Annotated in this window: 16 protein-coding genes; 8 read left to right on the top strand and 8 right to left on the bottom strand. The window is 63.2% G+C overall.

The annotated features are described in order from the left end of the window. Nucleotides 1-9 precede the first annotated feature (9 nt). On the bottom strand, nt 10-1170 hold the full coding sequence (locus tag AC1DHY_RS10425) for a DNA cytosine methyltransferase (protein WP_476903577.1): 1161 nt from the start codon (nt 1168-1170) through the stop codon (nt 10-12). Between the two features lie 529 nt (nt 1171-1699). On the opposite strand from AC1DHY_RS10425, the gene AC1DHY_RS10420 reads away from it, so the two are divergent. Further along, on the top strand, nt 1700-2728 hold the full coding sequence (locus AC1DHY_RS10420) for a reverse transcriptase family protein (RefSeq protein ID WP_476903576.1): 1029 nt from the start codon (nt 1700-1702) through the stop codon (nt 2726-2728). A 183-nt stretch (nt 2729-2911) separates the two neighbouring features. Further along, nucleotides 2912-3382: a very short patch repair endonuclease gene (locus AC1DHY_RS10415; protein WP_476903575.1), complete on the top strand. Its 471-nt coding sequence runs from the start codon at nt 2912-2914 to the stop codon at nt 3380-3382. A gap of 383 nt (nt 3383-3765) precedes the next feature. Here the strand turns inward: AC1DHY_RS10415 and AC1DHY_RS10410 are convergent, their stop codons facing one another. The 4 genes from AC1DHY_RS10410 to AC1DHY_RS10395 form a co-directional block, all read right to left on the bottom strand. Further along, nucleotides 3766-4857 carry a DNA cytosine methyltransferase gene (locus AC1DHY_RS10410; RefSeq protein WP_476903574.1) on the bottom strand — a complete coding sequence of 364 codons (1092 nt, stop codon included), beginning with the start codon at nt 4855-4857 and terminating at the stop codon, nt 3766-3768. Beyond that, on the bottom strand, nt 4854-6875 hold the full coding sequence (locus tag AC1DHY_RS10405) for an ATP-binding protein (protein WP_476903573.1): 2022 nt from the start codon (nt 6873-6875) through the stop codon (nt 4854-4856). The genes AC1DHY_RS10410 and AC1DHY_RS10405 overlap by 4 nt, the downstream gene beginning before the upstream one ends. 706 nt (nt 6876-7581) lie before the next feature. Beyond that, on the bottom strand, nt 7582-8838 hold the full coding sequence (locus AC1DHY_RS10400; protein ID WP_476879859.1) for an SLC13 family permease: 1257 nt from the start codon (nt 8836-8838) through the stop codon (nt 7582-7584). A 231-nt stretch (nt 8839-9069) separates the two neighbouring features. Beyond that, nucleotides 9070-10188 carry a PrpF domain-containing protein gene (locus AC1DHY_RS10395; protein ID WP_476879851.1) on the bottom strand — a complete coding sequence of 373 codons (1119 nt, stop codon included), beginning with the start codon at nt 10186-10188 and terminating at the stop codon, nt 9070-9072. A gap of 251 nt (nt 10189-10439) precedes the next feature. On the opposite strand from AC1DHY_RS10395, the gene AC1DHY_RS10390 reads away from it, so the two are divergent. Beyond that, nucleotides 10440-11378 (top strand): LysR substrate-binding domain-containing protein, encoded by a 939-nt coding sequence (locus tag AC1DHY_RS10390; RefSeq protein WP_476879852.1) that lies wholly within the window; start codon nt 10440-10442, stop codon nt 11376-11378. A gap of 57 nt (nt 11379-11435) precedes the next feature. Here the strand turns inward: AC1DHY_RS10390 and AC1DHY_RS10385 are convergent, their stop codons facing one another. After that, nucleotides 11436-11798 (bottom strand): TfoX/Sxy family protein, encoded by a 363-nt coding sequence (locus tag AC1DHY_RS10385; RefSeq protein ID WP_476879853.1) that lies wholly within the window; start codon nt 11796-11798, stop codon nt 11436-11438. 207 nt (nt 11799-12005) lie between these two features. Here AC1DHY_RS10385 and AC1DHY_RS10380 point away from each other — a divergent pair, with 207 nt between their 5' ends. Beyond that, nucleotides 12006-13202, top strand: coding sequence for an NAD-dependent epimerase/dehydratase family protein (locus AC1DHY_RS10380; protein WP_476903572.1), 1197 nt, complete (start codon nt 12006-12008; stop codon nt 13200-13202). A 71-nt stretch (nt 13203-13273) separates the two neighbouring features. Here AC1DHY_RS10380 and AC1DHY_RS10375 read toward each other — a convergent pair whose 3' ends face one another. Further along, nucleotides 13274-14452, bottom strand: coding sequence for an aminotransferase class V-fold PLP-dependent enzyme (locus AC1DHY_RS10375; protein WP_476879854.1), 1179 nt, complete (start codon nt 14450-14452; stop codon nt 13274-13276). Nucleotides 14453-14593: 141 nt separating this feature from the next. Between AC1DHY_RS10375 and AC1DHY_RS10370 the strand changes: the two genes are divergently transcribed. From AC1DHY_RS10370 to AC1DHY_RS10355, 4 genes are all read left to right on the top strand, one after another. Then, nucleotides 14594-15847: an acyltransferase family protein gene (locus AC1DHY_RS10370; RefSeq protein WP_476879855.1), complete on the top strand. Its 1254-nt coding sequence runs from the start codon at nt 14594-14596 to the stop codon at nt 15845-15847. Nucleotides 15848-16071: 224 nt separating this feature from the next. Continuing rightward, a complete protein-coding gene (locus AC1DHY_RS10365; RefSeq protein WP_208747914.1) occupies nt 16072-16275 on the top strand; it encodes a cold-shock protein in 204 nt (67 codons plus the stop codon). Between the two features lie 186 nt (nt 16276-16461). Next, a complete protein-coding gene (locus AC1DHY_RS10360) occupies nt 16462-16926 on the top strand; it encodes a hypothetical protein (protein WP_476879856.1) in 465 nt (154 codons plus the stop codon). Nucleotides 16927-17088: 162 nt separating this feature from the next. Next, nucleotides 17089-18717 carry an alkaline phosphatase D family protein gene (locus tag AC1DHY_RS10355; protein WP_476903571.1) on the top strand — a complete coding sequence of 543 codons (1629 nt, stop codon included), beginning with the start codon at nt 17089-17091 and terminating at the stop codon, nt 18715-18717. 76 nt (nt 18718-18793) lie between these two features. Here AC1DHY_RS10355 and AC1DHY_RS10350 read toward each other — a convergent pair whose 3' ends face one another. Further along, nucleotides 18794-19687, bottom strand: coding sequence for a glucose 1-dehydrogenase (locus AC1DHY_RS10350; protein WP_476879858.1), 894 nt, complete (start codon nt 19685-19687; stop codon nt 18794-18796). Between the last annotated feature and the right edge of the window lie 610 nt (nt 19688-20297).

The following is a 20297-nucleotide window of genomic DNA, read 5'->3' as shown; positions in this document are numbered from 1 at the left end:
GCCCCGACATCAGAGGGAGGCATACTCCTTGAGGTCTTGCATGAAGGCGTCCTGGTAGCGGAGGGTGCTTCGGAGCAGCCGCGAGGCGAACCCTCGCGTCGCCTTCGCAGAAAGGGCGTTTGAGCCCCTCTCCTCAAGAACCCCTTGGAGGGTGAACGTCCGGCGCAAAGGTCCCGTGACGGGAGCTTCCGAGACTTTTGCGCGCCGCACGTGGTCACCGACCGAGATTCCCGCCGAGCCCCATCCTTGTTTCACATCAAGTTCCCGGGGGAGCTCGACGGTACTTAGCTGGTCATATGCCCTCAGCCCCTCTGCGATCCACTGCACCGCCGGGACAGCGACTGCGTTGCCAACGAGCTTCCAGCGGTCCCGTGACGGCGCTGCGCTGGTCCAGCCCGGGCGAAAGCCTTGCAGGGTTTCCAAGGCTTCAATGGACGGGGTCCGGAACTTCGATTCGATGGGCTTCCCGGGAAGCCAGACGCCCGGGGCCGAGGGGATTCCCGCCGTGGTAGATCCCTTGATCGTTGGCACAACACCGTTGCCCCAGCCAACGCCGCGATTCCCCTCTGTCCAGTAGAAGCCATGAGCCTTCTGGATCCGGTCTGTGGTGCTCCGTCTTCCTTCCGAAGGCGCTGCATAGTCCCGAAACAGAACGCGTTCCGGGCCCTGGTGGCGGCTGGCAAGGAGGAAGACTCGTTTACGTCGTTGTGCAACCCCAAAATGCTGAGCGTCGAGAGTGCGGTAGCACCAGCTGTAGCCGGCGTCGCTGAGCATGCTGCCGATGATGGACATCGCCTCACCCCCCTTGAGTCGCAACATGTTGGGGACGTTTTCGAGCAGGACCCACTCAGGCTTCTGCGACTGGATTGCCTGCAGGACACCGATGATGAGGCCTGAAGCGTCGCCGGAGATTCCGGCAAGCCTTCCCGCAGAGGACAGATCGGTACAGGGGAAACCCGCTGTCACGATCTCGGCGTCGTGCAGCTTTTCCGGCAGGTCCTGTACGTCTTCGAACATGCTGGCGGAAGGAAAGCGCTTGCTGAGGACGGATTGGGCTGATGGCCAGTTTTCGTAGGCCAGCACGTCGCCCGAAAACCCGGCTTTCCGAAAAGCCTGCTCAAAGCCCCCGATGCCGGCGAAGAGGCTAAGGATTGTTGCGTCGTGATCCATACCGTTCAATTCTTGGGATTGCTGGGGGAGCTGGTCGCGTCCTGAACCTCATGATTCAGGCCATCTGATGGTCCGAGGTCCTGGAAAGTGGCATTGCACGGCTGTCCGAAGTTGCCGCATGGGCTGCTCTTGTCAGCCACGAAGCAACCTCGACGGATTAAGGATATAGGTAGCTCGGCGGGGCCCGGGATCGCATCCAGCGAGGCGGAGGCCACGGGGTCCTTGTAGGACCCGAGTATGTCCCGAACCTAGATGGACCTTGGATTTGACGTGCCTGCGTCCGCTTCGGTAAGTTCCGCTCAGAACAGGATCGTCAATATCTAGCATGGGCTTCACTTTCCAATCCGGATTGGCGGGGGAGGCCCTATAAGCGTCTCGCGATACGCTGGGCCAGCCAATTGAGCTGGCTTTGAAATACGAGTTTTGTCGCTTCATCGTTCCGATCATGTAGACATTGACGGTCCTGTTCGCTTCATTCCCTTCCCTCAGATCCGGCAGCAGGGCCCGAGTCCAGCTGCGAGGGCGACCAATGTTAATCAATAAGCGCCCGACCCCAGATTTGGATCATCTTGCGTTGGAAATAGGCCTCCGGCCGGCGTACCTCCGAGATGTGGCTGCGCGCAGTATCGACCCTTATCGCGAATTCCAAGTTGCCAAGGCCAGGGGGTCGGTGCGCACAATCGCGGCACCCGAACCGGATTTGGCCAAAGCTCAACGGTGGATCTTGGACCATATGTTTCTCGGTTCGCACGCTGGGGCATCCAGTTTCGCGTATCGCAAGGGCGTTTCCGTCGGGGACTGTGCCCGTGTCCACGTCGGGGCACGCTGGCTCGTGAAGCTTGATCTGCAGGACTTCTTTCACTCCATCGACGCACGGCGGGTTGCGAGGATATTCCGGAAAGTCGGGTGTGACGAAATCACTTCGGTGCAGCTGGCAAAACTTTGCACGAGGGTCAATAAAGGCAGTCTCGGCGCTTTGACGGGTCCGACCCCACTCGACTACCTGCCGCAAGGGGCACCGACGAGCGGGATGCTCGCGAACCTTGTCGCAGAAAACTTGGACCGCTCAATGTCGCGATTGGCAAGCAGGAACGCACTCGAGTACACACGCTACTCGGACGATCTAACGTTTTCTTCGAAATCGGGCTTCTCCCGAGCCAGCGCCTTCGCCCTCATTCAAAGCGCGCGTGGCGAAATTGCTCGAAACCATTTCAGCATGCACGAGGACAAGATCCGCATCAGCCCACCGGGATCTCGTCTCGTGGTGCTGGGCCTGCTAGTCGACTCTGACCGAGTGCGATTGCGTGGAGATTTCAAGAAGACTCTGAAATGGCATGTCTACGGATGCGCACGTTTCGGACCGGACGAATATTCCGCTTCCCGAGGGTATGCCTCCGTAGAGGATTATCAATCTCACGTGGGTGGCTTGTTCGCTCACGCCGTCGACATTGAACCGGAATGGGCTGGCCCCCTGCAGAAGTCGTGGAAGGATCTTTCCGCGGCGCGAGCCGTCGATGAATCTGGCGGAAGTTTCGCGACGGCGACGTCAGGAGACTGAAACCCTGTATGTGCCTGGGCGTCGTGGGGCATGCGCCGGCCAGACTCGACACCCGACCAGCGATAGGCGCGAATAGCGTTCGCTGATCCCCGTTGGCCCTCCTAGAGGGCTACGTTTTGAGTGTATATATCCGGTTCTATCCCCTGTCGATTCGGGGCCGCCGTGCGGGCATATGGTTAGTAGATGAAGGCCCCTAGCTGGGCATCTGGTCCGGCCGCACGGAAGGTTATGCAAGGCAACCGGTCGAGGGATACTAAGCCCGAACTGGCCATTCGTAGGGCTGTTCATGCGCTCGGGCTGCGATACCGGGTCGCCGAACAGCCGCTCCGTGAAGTACGACGCACCGCTGACTTAGTATTCCCTGGGGTCAAAGTAGCTGTATTTGTAGACGGGTGTTTCTGGCACGGGTGCCCGGAGCACTATCGAGAGCCGGGTTCGCATGTCGACCATTGGCGTCTCAAGATCGACACTAATCGAGCCCGCGATCTTGAGACGACTGAACTGCTTAGTCTGGCTGGATGGACAGTGTTGCGCTTTTGGGCGCATGAAGACCCGGACTTGGTTGCTAGCCAAATCCGGAGCGTCGTCGTACAGAAACGGAGCGCCCTTGCCAAGCTGTCCGATCGCCCGCTAGGGACACCGAAGGTCCCGTAAACCGGGTTGTCTGGTGAACTTTCGGAAGACCGAGTACTGGCGCCTTTGCCAGGTGAGGGAGAACAAAATCCGGCCTCGGGGCGGTCCCGGCTGTGCGTTTGATGTGTCTGATGCTAGGGCTGCCTGCCTTGGTCTTGCCTGTTGTTGGCGCCGGTGACGAAGAGGACTTCGAGCCAGTTTCACGGCCGGCAGACAGTGCGGTGGAGCTTGTTGGTGTCTGGCCGTTAATCAGCCACGACGAAGACCCTAAATTCCTCTTTCGCGGCGGCAGCGCCGGTAGCCGTGCTCGCGGGTAGAACGTACCCCAGCTTTCCTGACTCTCCACATGGCTTCCCGGGAGCGATTTGTGGGCTCCTCAGCATCTCCGTCATCGAACAGGATACTCAGGCTGACGCTGGAGGCATCCCCGCCGGAACGTCCACGCCTTCCTTTCGCCGCAGGAGGGCCTGAACCGCTAAGCCAAGGGCCTCGGCTAAGCGGACTGGCACTGCGTTGCCGATTTGCTTTTCGATGGATCCGTAACTTCCCGCAAATTTGTACGTTGCCGGAAAGGTTTGGAGTGCTGCGGCCTCGCGTAGCGTCAACCCTCTATTTTCAGTGGGATGGACGAACGCGCCACAGGAGGGAGTAGTGCACCGAGTCGTCATAGTTGCGGATGGGGCATCCCTTCTTACCCGGCCGTACGACGACGTAGCGTTTCTTTGGCCTTGAGAGGCCAGAGTCTTATGGCAGTCTAGTTGGTGCTCGGGTGGAAGGTCGAAACGGGTTCCATTGACTGGGATCGAGGCAATACGGGCGAATACGGTTGCAGAATTCTTCCTGGAAATATTCAGAGAATCATTCTCCGGCATTACTTCTTGCAATGAATCGAGTGCCATCCCGGCAGTTCTCTCCCGTAAGTCAAAAGTGCGGGGTAATATGTCCCGCAGGTCATCGGGAAAGATCTCGGGCGAAGCGTCCCTTATGGCTATGACTATCAATCGCTTGCGTCTCTGAGGGACTCCAAAATCTGCCGCTTGTAAAATGTATTTGTGGGAAGTGTATCCCAATGCTTGCAGCTGTTTGACTAGGTCGACTAAACGTTTATCCCGCCCTAGTCCAGGAACGTTTTCCAAGAGGACTGCACGAGGACGAAATTCCTTCACGAATCGTGCCACGTCTAGTACTAGATCATTCCGTGAAACATCCATCTTTCCATTCGCTAGACTGGAGAATCCTTGGCAGGGTGGGCAAGCCTTGAGTAACGACAGATCTCCAGGCTGCAGGGCGAGCTCACGCCTAAAGCAGGCTTCGTCAATTTCTCGTATATCCGAAATGGAAACGACGGTACTTTCGTGATTCCTAATATAAGTGCTTGCTGCAATTTCATCGTTTTCCACGGCACCCAGCATCTTGAATCCGGAATCCACCAGACCTCTCGTTGCGCCTCCGGCGCCGGAGAAGAGATCAATCGCGGTGAGCTCTAGGCCACTCATGTTGATGATACCCGCTTAAGGTCGTCTATTTGTGCCAAGAAATCCTTGTGGGCGCGTTTAGTAGAGTCCAGAAGATCGTGCCACGTGCGTCTGTTGATTCTGGTGTCGTTCTTGAGCGATGACGAGGATGTGCTTCTGAGTCGATCAAGGTGGTCCACTACGAAAGTCAGTCTTCGTACGGGAAACTGAGAGCCGATCTCAGCATTCCCGTTTAGGAACTCCTCTAGGTCCTCCAAATAGTTAAGTGCATTTTCAAATTCTTTGTCAGTGAGATGATAGTCCATCCGTTTGATTTCTACTATCGAAAGCTCGCCGGCATCGTGAAGAAGAACGAAGTCTGGCTCTTTTCGTGGGCGATTTATCGCACTAGTCACGAGGTCAACACCGTGTTTTTTCTTGTACCAGCCCTCGAAAGCGGAGCGGACACGCTTCAAAGATTCGTTCATCCCCAGTGGAGTCCACTCCGGGGCGAGTAGCCAAGGCGCCTGCTCAATGAGCGCTTGCAACGGTCCTTCTAGCGTCGATCCATCGTTCACGAGTTTTTCCAAAGTCGTGAGGACTTCCACACGTTCTTGCGCGATCTGGCCCAAGCTATACATCTCCGCGATCCGGGCGTGATCAAAAAGATCAATGACGGTCGCGAGGGTCGTGTCGACGTTTTCACTCGCCGCTCGGAGGGCTTCCAGTAGCGAACGGTGCGGTCCTAATGAATAGGCGAGCTTGACTATGCGTTCCACGTGATCTGGGTCTTCGACAGCCGCCCGATCCTTCTTGTCGACCAGCATCTTTGCGGCATCCTTCACCGCGTCCCGAAACAGTTTGTCTGCTGGAGCGTCTTTAGACAGACGCGTATCCAAGTCGGAGGCCACCAAGAACTCATCCCAGGTCGCCTTGCTGACCGAGTTTTCCCCTCGCTGGGCTAGCTCCTTCACCAGGGCTTGGCCCCAGTCCGTGAGCGCTTCCCCCAGCTCGGAGCTCCAGATAATATCCTGGCGGTCGGAACGAACCAGATCCTCTTTTTCGTCAAGCCAGTCGGCATCGATACTCCCGACCAAATAGGAGCGGAGCTTGAATTCCCCGGTAAATCCGGAGCTTATGTTGAAGTCTCGGGTTTGTGAGACGATTTTTCCCCGAGCATAAATTCGTACACCGGCCATTGCAGGGTCTTTGTATGGACGCTTAGAATAAGCGACCCAGCCCCTGACCGGCAGGGTAGATCCGTTAAAGGGAACCGGGCGGGAGCTCAAATCGATTTTGGTGCCGTCCAGAACATCGATTTTTAGCTCTCCAACAACGAAGGAAGCCTCTCCGCTCAGTGGATCGATCGCGTTGGCGTCGCAGATCTTGACTTCCCAATCGGGTTGCTGTAGCCCGAAGCGCGCTGCTAATTGTCGATCAAGCTCGTCTTTCTTGGGGACTCGCTTACGGTGAAAATCGCTAAGCGTAATAGTGGTCCCCGAAGTGTCGGATCGAGTGCCGTCCAGAGAACCTATTTCCGGTTCGTATGTATTGTCCGTATCGAGCAGGATCCGGTCGAGACGAAGTATCAAGTGACTGACCTCGAATCCATCCTCATTAGCCTGACCGCCGGCCGTCAAGACTTCTATTGAGCGGCAAATACCAAAAGGCGCCAACTTTCCGATGCCCTTGCGACCCATTACGGGGCGCTTGCCATCACGAGACCTGTCCGACTTGGTTCGTTCGCGTCGATCGGAACCCACCATTAGGTAAGCACTGTTGACTTCTTCAGCTGTCATTCCATGGCCGTTGTCCTTTATCTCCACCGTGTACGTCGGGAATTTTGGATCCGCGTCGGTAGGGGCAAGGAACGTGTCGAAAGGAAGGGTGACCGCTACTTCGGAAGCATTTGCGTCGTACGAGTTTGCGATGAGTTCGGCCAGTACAGCTGTGACACGGTCGTACAGCTTTATCCCGAGCTTGTCGATTGTGAGTCGCGAGACCTTCATCTCATACTTGGCCGACTGCTCAGTCGTCGTTTCGATCACTGCGTTGCTCACTCGTGCTCCTAGGTCTTTGACTTCGCTCGTTGGCCGACAGAATCTCGCTGAGCGCGTGAACTCGATTCTAGACATGTTCCTTAGGATGCATTGCTACAACGGGTCGAATGCGGAGGTCTTTCACCACTCTTGAGGGATTTCTTGGTTCCGGCAGGAGTGTCTAACCGAAGAGAGGAGCTCGATCGACCTGCCTTGGGAAGGAACCGCTGATGTCCCGCTCGTTAGCAAGGATGGTTTCGAGGAGCTCACCCTGACTGCTGTTCCACGTTGCGATCTTGAAGATCGGCCTGTTGGGAGCGCCGCACGACCTGGCGCGGCTGTGGACACCGAGGGGTTGCTCCATAACGCAACTCGAATCTGGGTCCTGAGGAAGGCACCAAGCTGGTACCAGATCAGGGAGGGCGGCCATCATCCGGTCGCGACGAGCAGTTCCGGGATGAACTGCTCGCAGGCATCGTCAAGTGCCTTGCGGGCGTTCAGACGGCGGACGCCGCGGGTGTCACGGAGATTATCCGCGGGCCCGACGGCAGGTTGAGCCGACCGCGGCGGGGAAGTCCCCGGCGTCGGCGGACGCCCCGGCGGCCCAATCTCCCTCAAGCCGATACATCGACAGCCGCCGTGAAACGAGTGAAGTCGCACCGGTCGCAAAACCAAAGCCAGGCCGGCTGTGAAAGCCGCCCTGCCTTTGCGGGAATTCGCGTTCCTCCTACATAACCCCGGTCGGCACCAGCAGGGCCCAGGCCAGTGCGGGTGCCACGAGCACCACGCCGCCGGCGTACATCATGAGCTGGCGGTAGACGCGCTGGCGGTCGTTGTCGCGGGCGTTGGCCACCACCAGGGCGCCGTCGGTGGAGAAGGGGGAGACGTCCACCACGGTGGCCGCGATGGCCAGGGCAGCCACGGTGCCGGAGGCGCTCAGCGAGCTGGTGGCCAGCAGCGGCCCGGCCATCGGGATGAACGCGGTGAGCAGCGCCGTCGAGGAGGCGAACGCGGAGCCGACGCCGATGACGTAGCAAAGCACCAGGGCGATCAGCAGCGGCGCTCCCAGGGCCAGGGCCATCTCGGCGAGGGTGTCGATGACGCCTACGTGCTGCAGCAGCGAGACGTAGGTGATCATGCCGGCCACGAGCAGCACGGTGGACCAGGAAACGCCGCCGATGAACGTCTTGTGTTCCTTGATGTTGACGAACGCCAGCAGCAGGCCGGCGGAGAGGGCCACGAAGCCGATCGGCATGTGGAAGACCAGCGTGCAGACCAGGATCGCGGCGATCAGCACCAGGGTGAAGAGCTGCTGTCCGCTCGGGCGGCCGGTGCGGGGCGTCTCCAAGCCGGCGTACTCGTTGGCGTGCTTGTCGCGCAGCTTGCCCAGCAGGGCGAACAGCACGATGGTCAGCGCGGAGAGGATGAAGTTCAGCGCGAAGCTGGCCGTGAAGAGCCCGCCCTGCGAGATGGGGAAGCCGTTCTTCAGCGCGATGTCGTGCACCAGTACACCGGCGACGGACAGCGGGGAGAAACCGCCGGCGTGGGCGCCGTTGATGACGAAGGCGCCCATCAGGACCGGGTGGATGCGGGACTCGTACGCCAGGCCCAGGGCCGCCGGGGCCAGCAGCGCCACCGCGGCGGGGGAGAAGGTGCCCAGCGACGTCAGCGCCGCGGCCAGGAGGAAGAACACCCAGGGCAGCAGCATGGTCTTGCCCCGGACCAGCCGCACGCAGGTCTGGACGATGATGTCGATCGACCCGTTCCGCTGCGCCATGCTGAAGAAGTAGGTCACACCGATGATGGTCAGGACGATGCTGGCCGGGAACTCCTCCAGGATGTCCTTGTCGCTCATGCCGAGCATGAAGTAGCCGACGCCGAAGGACGCCACCAGCCCCATGACGCCGATGTTCAGCGGCCATTTGGTGGCGACGACGAACATCACCACGAGGATGACAAGCGGGATGATCTGGGTGGCGGTCATGGTCGGCTCCGAGTCAGGGGCGGCCGCGGGGTTGAACAGGCCACCTCCAAACAGGAGGGCGACCAGACCCAGGACAGCGATCGCGGCTACCGTCACCAGCAGGATACGGCGGCGGCGGTCGGGACGCCGGGATGGCTCGACGCCGGTGTCCCCGGGTGAGGACTGTTGCGAAGCCTTTTCTACGGTTTCTTCTGCAGTCTTTTCTGCGATGTTAGTCATGATGCTTTCTCCTCATCGAGTAGCGCTGGCAAGGGAGGCGTCGACGGCGGTGCCGAGGGCCTCGGGAAGGTGGATGGTGGTGGTGGCGATGGTGCGGGCGGTGCGGTCGACGCCGATGAGCTGCTGCCCGTCCCGTTCCTCGCTCCAGGTTTCGATCACCCCGGCCGGGGTGCGCAGCCGCAGCGTGGGGCCGGCGGTGCCGCCGGTGATCTCGGCCAGCAGGGTGCCCGGGGTACGGGCCGCGACTGTCAGGGCGATGCTGCCGGTGATGGCCAGGGCCGGGTGCGGCTTGCCCATCGAGAGCATAACGACGGCGACGTCGGCCTCGGCGTCGGAGCGCGCCGGGGCGGCGACGACGGCGACCTTGGGGACGGCGCGGGCGGCCGCGGCGGGCGTCGCCGCGAGTCCCATCCGCACGGCGGCCTGGCGGCGGATGTGTTCCAGGGTGTCCAGCTGCAGTTCCAGCCCGGCGGTCCAGTTGGCGTGCCGCTCCGGGTCGAGGCCCAGCTCCTCGGCGCGCAGCATCACGACCGGTGCTCCGGCGTCGACCAGGGACACGGTCCAGCGGGTGCCGCCGGCGACGATGGTGTCGGTGGCGGAGCCGGTGGGAAGCAGCCGGCCGGTGGTCTTGCCGGCCGGGTCGAGGAAGCCGAGGCCCACCCGGTAGCCGGGGAACGGGACGCCGGGCATCTGGGCCTGCGGGACGATCGGCAGGGCGCCGGCCGGCGTGGCCACCCGCTGGATGATGATCTGGCCGGTGTTGGTGTTGCGGGTGACGATCCGGGTGATGTCGCCGTCGGGGACCACCCAGCCCTTTTCGATCGCATAGAGGCCGACGACGGCGGAGCAGTTGCCGCAGTTGCTGCCCCAATCCACCGCGGCCTCCTCGATGCCCACCTGGGCGAAGGTGAATTCGACATCGATGCCGGCGTCGGCGGGGCGGTGCAGGATCATCGCCTTGCTGGTGGTGGAGGTGGCGCCGCCGACGCCGTCGATCTGCCGGTGGTCGGGGCTGCCGAACAGCCGGGGCAGCAGCACGTCCGGGCTGGTCCCGGTCTCGGCCAGCTGGCCTGTTTCGAAGACCCAGCATTTGCTGGTGCCTCCGCGCATCCACTCCGCTTCGATCTTCATGGTCTGTTCCTAGCTTCGGTTCTGGGTCGATCTGCCCCAATGGTGTTCAAGGGCTTGATTCGAGATTGATCCAGATCACAAATGAAGACAAGGTTGGATATCTGCACGGGACTGTAGTGATGCTTCATTCACTGCTGCGACGGCGGCCAGTGACCAGTCGGGCGGGCGCCGCCGTCGAAATCGGGGCGTTACACACCGCCAATTCGCGGGCGAATGTATAGAATTAACCGATCCAACAGAAGGGCAAAGCGTTGCTTAACGATGCTGACCAGGAATTGTTCGACATCCGGCGCCTCGCCCTGCTGGTGGAGGTGGTGGAGCGGGGATCCATCACCGCCGCGGCCGAGCTGATGATGTACACGCCCTCCGCCGTCTCGCAGCAGCTGCGGAAACTTGAGCAGGAAGTCGGGCAGCCGCTCCTTAACCGTCGCTCCCGTGGCGTGGTACCCACCGAGGCCGGGCAGATCCTCGCCGGCCACGCGCGCAAGATCATCGGCCAGATGCGGGCCGCCCAGTCGGACCTGGATCAGATCGCAGGCCTCAAGCGCGGCTCGCTGACCGTCGGCACTTTTCCCACGCTCGCCGGCTCCTTCCTGCCGCTGGTCATCCGGGCCTTCAAGAAGCGGTACCCGGCGATTGGCCTGTCCCTGCGCAGCGCGCGCTTCGATGACCTGGTCAGTGACCTGCAGTCCGGGGTGACCGGGCTGTGCCTGCTCTGGGACTACCCGTGGAACCGGTTCCAGGACGATTCCATCCGGATCACGGAGGTGTTCCAGGAGAGCACCGTGCTGCTCGTCTCGCGCAGCCACCCGCTGGCCGACCGCGACGAGATCCGGATGGAGGAGCTCCGCAAGGAATCCTGGATCGTCCGCGCCGAGGCCCACCCCGTCGTCGAGGTCCTGCAGCGCTCCGCCCACGAGGCCGGGTTCGAACCGACCATCGGCTTCCTCGCCAACGACTACCAGGAAGCGCAGGCCATGGTGAGCGTCGGCATGGGCGTGGCCATGGTGCCGAAGACCGCCGTGGCCCTGCAGCACCCGGACGTCCGGGTCATCAGCCTCGGCTCCGCCGCACCGCTGCGGCGCGTGCTCCTGGCCCAGCGCCAGGACAAGGTCTACGCCCCGGCCGAGGTCGCCTTCCATTCCACCCTGCTGGAGATCGCCCGCGAACGTGCCGGAGACTACGTGTAACAACGACGACGGCGGCGCCGGCTCCCAGCCGGCCACAGGAACGCTGCGGCCCGGCGGCTACTTCTTCGGTGTCTTCGGCGGCAACCCGGCCACATACTCGAGCGCCTTCCCCACCCAGGCCTTCGCCCGCGCCTCGTCGCCGTCGCCCTCGCCGTTCCAGACCTCCGGCAATCCGGTGTAGCCGCCCATGGGGCGCTCGGGCGGGCCGAACGGGACCGTCCGCTCGCTGCTTTCGAGCGCCTGCTTGTCCGCCCCGGAGAGCTTCACACCCACGGTGGGACCGAAGAGCCCGGCGAACATGTTGCCGTTGACGAACGCCCCGAGGTTCCCGAACATCGGCTTGACCACCACCCCGGGGCGGTCCGGGATCAGCGAGCGGAAGTGCTCTTTCTCGGCGTCGGACGCTTTCGGCATTTCCACGGTGAACCTCCGGAAAGTGGCTGGTCAGGAACAGATTCTCCTGCAGAATACGCCCGCGGCCGCAGCGCTTACCACCACGCCCCGAGACCGCACACGTACGGCCGGCCCAAATCATTGACTTACGCGCATTGTTGCCCTACGTTCTCGAATTACTAAACCTTTCATGCATTGCGTAAAGCGGAAAGCGTGATTCCCATGGACCAGACCATGAGCGGGACAAACAGCAATCTGCTCATGATTCTGGGGGGCGACGGATATCTGGGCTGGACGCTGGGACTGGCCATAGCCAACCGCACCGGCAAGCAGGTGGTCTTGGTCGATAATCTCATCAAGCGCCGCTGGGAAAAAGAAGCCGGGGCCAAGGTCCTCGTACCGCTGGCGAGCCCCAAAACACGCATTGCCGAATACGAACGGGTCTTCGGGAAGCAGAACCTGTCGTTCGAGAAAGTCGAGCTCCTGGACGCCAAGGCCACGGAGAAGATCATTGCGAAGTACCGGCCCGCCGTCGTAATTAACGCCGCCCAACAGCCCTCGGCGCCTTTCTCCATGAGCAGTGCCGAGAACGCCGCCGCCACCTTTACGAATAATATTGTCGGCCACCTGAACGTGCTGTGGGCCATCGCCAACGTCAGCAAAGGGACGAAGTACATCAAGCTCGGCTCCGGCGGCTGCTACATGGCCACCGATACCGATTCCATCCCGCTGGGCAAACACGACTTTGCGTTCGAGCACCACGGCAATCAGCACAAGGTCCTGCAAAGCTACATTCCGATGCAGGCCACCGACTTTTACCACCAGTCGAAAATCACCGACATGCTCATCGATGACCTCTGCTCCGCCATGTGGGGCCTGAAAGTGGTAACCGTCCAGCAGGCCACAATCTTTGGCGCGACGATTCCGGAAAACCATGCCGCTGACTGCGCCGGCCTGGCGGCCCGGTTCAATTACGACGCCGTCTTCGGCACCGTCTTCAACCGCTTTGTCTGCCAGGCGGTCATCGGCCACCCCCTCACCATCTACGGCGACGGCACCCAGAAGACCGGTCTGATCAGTCTGGCCGACACCACCGAGAACTTCCTGAAGTTCATCGACCTCGACGTCGCGCCCGGCGAACACCAGTTGGTGCACAACTACACGCACCGGCTCAGCATCGGCGACATCGCGCAAAAGCTTGCGGAGATCGACCCCAGCGTCAGCTTCGACTACGTCCCCAACCCGCGCCAGGAACCGTCGGGCAAGCTCGAGCCCGAAGTGGAAGTGCACGAGGCGATCAGTGACTCCCACAAGTGCCTGGAGGCCCGGCTCCAAACAGAGATGGCCAACATGCTCGAGTTCACCCGCCGACACAAGGACAGCATCGACCGCGCCATCATCATGCCCAAGGTCGAATGGTCGGTAGGTTAAGCCGCCGCCGGCTAAGTCCGTTGCTGGGAACCCCGCTGGCTAAAGCCCCCCGCGAAAAGCCAGGCGGCAGGCTAGCCCTGGCCGCCGGCAAGGTATTCCCGGGTCAGCCCGGCCAGCACCTCGACGTCGTCCAGCGTGGACTCATGGATGTAAGAGAGCCGCGCGACGTCCTGGACGGCCTTGATATAGACGCCCCGTTCCAGCAGGAAGCCGAAGAGCCCGGTGGGATCCGGGATCTGCATGGACACGATGTTGCTCTGCTGCGCGCCGTGGTCAATGAACTCCAGCCCGTGGCCCTGCAGAATGGCCTTGATGCCCGCCAGGAGCTCAAGGTTCTTCTGCTCGATGGTGTCCATGCCGACGGTGTTGATTTCCCGGAGCGCTGCGTGGAGCGCCACCAGGCCCACCACGTTCTGGGTGCCGTCCTGGAACCGGGCAGCCGTACTTTTCAGTACGTAGGATGACTCGTCGAAACGCTCCACACTGCGGATGCCCGCCTTGCAGTCACGCAGGACCGGCATAACGTTCCGGTTCACGTACATAAAGCCGATGCCCATGCCGGCCCGCAGATACTTCTGGCCCCCGCAGACCAGGATGTCCACGGGCGTCTTGGCCAGGTCGATGGTCCTCGCGCCGATGTGCTGGACCGCGTCGATCACCAGGAAGATGCCCAGGGCGTGGCAGACAGTCGAGAGCAGGCCCAGGGCGGGCATAAAACCGTCGTACTGCTGGGCCGAGGACATGCTGATGACCTTGGTGTGCGGGCCGATGCTCTCGAACAGGCGGCCGAACGCGGCTTCGTTGTCGCGGCCCGAGATCACCTTGACGCTCACGCCGTCGTGCCGCTTCCGCAGCCACGGCAGCAGGTTCGCGGGATATTCGTTGCCGAGCACCAGCACTTCATCACCCCGGTGCAACGGCAGCGCCTCGCTCGCCATGATGATGCCCTCGGTGGTGTTTTTCAGGTACGTGATTTCCGCGGCCTCACAATTGACCAGCCGGGCAGCCTCGGTGGACACGTTATCTGCAATCGAGTCGTAGCGGTAAAGGACCTCAGGTGGCCCGTAGAGGAAAAAATCTTCCATAAACGTTCGTGCGGCCTCGTAGGCGGCCCGGCTCATGGGCGCAACGGTGGCGTAGTTGAAAAGCTTCTTCTCACACAGGGGCGTGAAGTCCGTGCGGACTCTGCCGGGGAGCGGTTCAGGCTCGGGTGCCGGCGTGGCGGCGGTCAGGGCTGCGCTGTTACGCATCGTTGCCTCCCAGCCTGGCATTGTTGCTGTGAACTGTGACTGAGGCCCAAGCTATTCGTCCGCCCGGTCCGGTGTCACGAGTAGCCACTACTTGGAAACTTACTCAGTTTGCGAGTGTAACGAACTGGTAACATTGGGTTGATGCCCCATCAGTCTGGACACTCCCGAGTCACGCAATTGGACGGCCTCCGCGGCCTCGCCGCCCTGGTGGTTGTCGCCTGCCATGCCCTCTCCCCCCTCCCCGGAATCGGCAGTGTGGTGTTCGATGACCGCACCGCCGGGCTCGGTCCGCTCGAGTCGTGGGCCGTTTTCTCCCCGCTGCACGTCCTCTGGAACGGCACCCCCGCCGTCCACGTCTTTTTTGTGCTCTCCGGGTTCGTCCTGATCCTGCCCTTCACTAAGCAGGGCGCCGCCAGGAGCTGGGCGCCGTACTACGCCAAACGGCTCCTCCGTCTCTACCTGCCGGCCTGGGCGGCGCTGGCGGCGGCCGTCGCGCTGATCGCCGTCGTCCCCCGGACGCCCTCGCCGCTGCAAAGCCCGTGGGCGGACATGTACGTGACCAACCCCAACCCGGGCCAGATCGCCCGCGACGCCCTGCTGGTGATGAGCTCGAGCACCATCAACACCCCGTTGTGGACGCTCAAATGGGAGGTCCTCTTCTCCCTGCTGCTCCCGCTCTACGTGGTGATCGCCCTCCGCTGGCGCCGGCTCTGGCTGCTGAAGCTCGGCCTCACCCTGGCCCTCGTCGGGGTGGGCGCAGTCCAGGACATCGACTGGCTCATCTACCTCCCCATCTTCGCCATCGGCGCCATCCTCGGCGCCGAACGGGAACGGATCCGCAGCCTGACCAGCTCCTGGCCGGGCCTGATCTGGCTCCCGGTCACCGCCGCCGGACTGGTTCTGGCCAACGCCGAATGGCTCGGGCGGCCCAACCCGGTCCAGGGCGTCGAGGCCCTCGTCACCGTCGGCGCGACGCTGATCGTCCTGGTCTTCCTGCTGAGCGGCACCGCCAAGAAACTCGGCGACACGGCCGTCGCGCAATGGCTGGGCCGGGTCTCCTTCAGCGTCTACCTGGTGCACCTGCCGATCATCCTCGCCGGCGTCACCCTGCTCCGGGCGGTCTCGCTCCCGCTGGCGCTCGCCGTCTCCGTGGCGGCCTCGTTCATCGTCGGCGAGCTGTTCTTCCGCTACGTCGAAGGCCCCGCCCAGCGCCTCTCGGTCGCCGCCGGCCGCGCCGTCGAACGCCGGATGCGCCGTGGCGCCTGCACGGAAATCGCGGGGGAGCCCGCCGTCGTCCGCGGGCAACAAACGACGACGGCGGCGCCCGCCGTACGCAAGGCGGGGGCGCCGACGCCGGACCTCGCAACGGTCGACTCCCGGCAGCCCGCCGCCTAAGGTGGCGGCCGGCGGCACCCGCCAGCCGCACCCTCCGACATGTGGTAATCGACCCGCGCCCAATCCTGTAGAGTAGGGACCGTTGTTGTGTTTATGCAGTTCGTAGTTCAGGCAGTACGCGCGGTCGAAAGTCCGTGTTCTTCTGAAGCAGCGGTTTTGAGCACCCCACACCGGAGGACCCGAAAGTCGGGACTGTTCCTCCACCTTCACGAAGGACAAAAATAATGGCTACTGGTACCGTCAAATGGTTTAACGCTGAAAAGGGCTTCGGCTTCATTTCCCCCGATGACTCCTCGCAGGACGTTTTCGCGCACTACTCCGCGATCAACTCCTCCGGCTTCCGCTCCCTCGAAGAGAACCAGAAGGTTTCCTTCGACGTAGAGCAGGGCCCGAAGGGTCCCCAGGCAACCAACATCCAGGGCCTCTAATTCCTTAGAGTTCCGGGACCGTTAGGTTTCAAGCAGGGCCCGTCTCCGGACGGGCCCTGCTTTTTTGGTTTAACCGGGCGCTTCAACCTCCTATGGACACCGCCCCCGGCCGGGAGCATCCTGTTGCTGTCCGCGTTCGCCACCACGCGGAGCCCAGGGATCGGCGAGGGAAGCTGGCATCAGAGCATGAGCGAAGCACCAGGGGCCCGGCAACGGTTGTCCGACCGGATCGACGACAAACAACGCGCCGTCACCGCCTACCTGGCCCGCGAACGGCCCCGCCGGAACCGGCTCTCCAACGTCAGCATCGTCGGCAGCGGCCTGGCCGCCGCGCTCACCGCCGGTCCCGCGGTGGGCGGCACCGGCTTCACCCACGCCACCGCGGGCCTGCTGTCGCTCAGCGAGGACTCGATCGTCTGGCGGGTCCTGTGCCTGCTGGCCGTCATCTTCTCCGTCGCCGCCGCACTCTCCACCAACTTCGCGACCTCCCGCTCGGTCGCGGACCGGGTCAGTGCCGCCGAGACCTGCAGCGCCCAGCTCGAGAGCCTCGCCGTGTCCCTGGACGTCGGCCACATCGACGTCGACGAGGCCGTCAAGCTCTACCAGCAGTACGCCGGCCAGGTCGCGTTCGTCGACGCCCCGCCGCGCTGAGAGCCCCCTGCCCGGATGCCCTATCACCTATGGATGGTCTGAGGCCCTCAGAACAACCGAAAGTGATAGAGAATCCACTGGCGTGTGAGGCCGCAGCCGGCTCCCAAGTCGGCCAGCGCTGTTCACGCCACCGCCACCAGCGGTTTACGCGGGCAGTCAAGGATGGACACCATGACTGATTTCACCCGCCGCAATGTCCTCAAAGGTGCCCTGGCCGCCGCCGGTGCCGCCGCCGTCGTCCCCGCCACAGCCGGATCGGCCAGTGCCGCACGGCCGTCCGGCGTCGCCCTGGTCCGCAACCGACTGACCCTGCCCTCCGGGATCGCCACGGGCGATGTCACCACCGGCTCCGGTGTGCTGTGGTCCCGGGCGTCGGGTCCGGGCCGGCTGGTGGCGGAACTGCTGGCGGTCGACGACGCCGGGTCCCCGCTGCGCGGGCGCGGTGCCTTCCGCCGGGTGCTGCGGGGGAGCGCCGCCTCGGAGGCGACCGACTTCACGGCCAAAATCAACGCCGAGCACCTGCCCGCCGGGACCCGCTTCGCCGTGAACCTGCACTTCGAGGACGCCGACGGCCACGCCGGCGAGACCGCGCAGGGCTCCTTCAGCACTGCCCCCGGCACCGGGCTGCTGGCCAGCGGCCGCGCGGCCCGCGGCCGGAGCTTCGTCTGGAGCGGCGACACCGCCGGCCAGGGCTGGGGCATCAACGAGGACATCGGCGGCATGCGCGGCTACGCGGCCATGCACGCCACCAAGCCGGACTTCTTCATCCACTCCGGCGACACTATCTACGCCGACGGGCCCATCAGCGCCGAGGTCAGCGAGCCCGACGGCCAGGTCTGGCGCAACCTGGTCACCGAGGAAGTGTCCAAGGTGGCCGAGACGCTCAACGACTTCCGCGGCCGGCACCGCTACAACATGATGGACAAGAACATCCGCGCCCTCTACGCCGAGGTCCCGGTGATCGCGCAGTGGGACGACCACGAGACGCACAACAACTGGTACCCCGGCCAGGTCCTCACCGACACCCGTTACACCGAACGCCGCGTGGACGTCCTCGCCGCCCGCGGCCGGCAGGCGTGGCAGGAATACCAGCCCATCGCGGGCGTCACGCCCGGCGGCACCGGCTTCGAACCGGCCCGGATCTACCGCAAAATCAGCCGCGGCCCGCAGCTGGAGATCTTCTGCCTGGACATGCGCAGCTTCAAGGACCCCAACACGGACGGCAAGGAAACGCACCTGACCCACATCCTGGGCCAGGAACAAGCGGACTGGCTCATCCGCGAGGTCAGCAAGTCCAAAGCCACGTGGAAGGTTATCGCCAACGACCTCCCGCTGGGACTGGTGGTCCCGGACGGCCCGGTGAACCAGGAATCGCTCTCCAACCGCGACGCCGGCGCCCCCTTGGGCAAGGAGCTCGAACTCGCCGGGGTGCTCTCGGCGTTCAAGCGCAACCGGGTTAAAAACGTGGTCTGGCTGACGGCCGACGTGCATTACTGCGCCGCGCACCACTACTCGCCCGAGCGTGCCGGGTTCACCGACTTCGACCCCTTCTGGGAATTCGTGGCCGGACCCATCAACGCCGGCAGCTTCGGCCCCAACACCCTGGACGGCACCTTCGGCCCGGAGGTGGCGTTCTACAAGGCCGGCGCCTATGCCAACCAGTCCCCGCGCAGCGGCGAGAGCCAGTACTTTGGCCACGTGGACCTGGCCGCGGACGACGTCTTCACCGTGAGCCTGCGCAACGCCAACGGCGCGGTGCTGTGGAGCAAGTCCCTGGTCCCGCAACGGTAGGGGCTAACGACGACGGCGGCCGCCTCCCMGCCCGGGGAGGCGGCCGCCGTCGTCGGTTGGCACTGTCCGGGGGAGGCTACGGCGTCGGCATCCCGCCGTTGACGTTCAGCGTCTCGCCCACCACGTAGCTGGACTCGGCCGAGGCCAGGAACACATACGCCGGGGCCAACTCGGCCGGCTGGCCCGCGCGGCCCAGGGGAGTCTGCGTGCCGAACTCCGGCAGCTCCTCCGTGGGCTGGCCGCCGCTGGGCTGCAACGGCGTCCAGATCGGCCCCGGGGCCACCGCGTTCACCCGGATACCCTTGGGCGCGAGCTGCTGGGCCAGCCCCTTGGTGAAGTTGTTGATCGCGCCCTTGGTCGAGGCGTAGTCCACCAGGGTCTCGGACGGGCTGTAGGCCTGGATGGAGGTGCTGTTGATGATCGTTGAGCCCGCCGGCAGATGCGGCAGCGCCTCCTTGGTCAGCCAGAACATGGCGTACACGTTGGTCTTGTACGTGTGGTCCAGCTGCTCGTCGGTGATATCGGCCAGCGCCTTCTGCGCCACCTGCTTGCCGGCGTTGTTCACCAGGATGTCCAAGCCGCCGAGTTCCCGCACCGCGGTCTCCACCAGTTCCCGGCAGACGGCCGAGTCCTTCAGGTCGCCGGGGACCTTGACCGCCTTGCGGCCGGCCTCCTCGATCAGGCCGGCGATCCGGGCGGCGTCCTCTTCCTCCTCCGGCAGGTAGGACATCACGACGTCGGCACCCTCGCGGGCGAACGCGATCGCCGTCGCAGCGCCGATCCCCGAGTCCGCGCCGGTGATGAGCGCCTTGCGCCCCTCCAGCCGGCCGGTCCCGCGGTAGGTGTCCTCGCCGAGGTCCGCCTTGGGTGTCATCTTCGCGTCCAGGCCCGGTTCCGGCTGGCTCTGCTCCGGCGGCTCGATCTGCTCGTAGGCCGTCACGGGGTTCCTGAACGTGTACTGGTCAGTCATAGTTCTCCTCCGATGGTTGCGCTGCACCGGACCCGGGCGGGCCCGGCACAAACGGCGGGTGGATCCCACAACACGCTAAGCATGCTTAGTAATCAGCCTAGGCATGGCGGGGGGACGTGTGCAACGGGGCCCGTGCGGGACGGCTCCGGGGGAGGTTCGTGGCACTGGCCCGCCGTGTGACCCACTGCATAAAAGTCCGACGGCGGCCCCGCCGGCCTCCGGGGGCGCCCGCGGCCTCCGGAAACCGCGGAATCCCGGGGATTACGGGGCCTGGCGGGTGGTGTGGGGGTGGATTTGTTCGGGGTCGGTTTGGTGTGTAAAGTAGTTCGAGTCGCCGCCGCTGATGCGGAAAGATAGCGACTGACTCCCTTTCTAAACGGCCTGGAAAATGGTTCGCAGTTGTGCGTGCTGTTTCCGGGTGGGGGCCTGTTCGTGGGACTGGTGATTGGCGGTAACGCTGATTTGCTTAGGACTGCTGGAGCGGGTAAGTTTGAAAAGTTGCTCCGGAGCGAGTCGCGGCCCTGTATTGGGGTTGTGGTGGTGCCGGGTGTGTCTGTTGTTTGAGAACTCAATAGTGTGCCAAGTTTGTTGATACCAATTGTTTTATTGA

Source organism: Arthrobacter sp. 05L44 (assembly GCF_056397605.1).
Note: the sequence above shows the minus strand (reverse complement) of the source record. Positions and strands in the feature narration are given on the sequence as shown.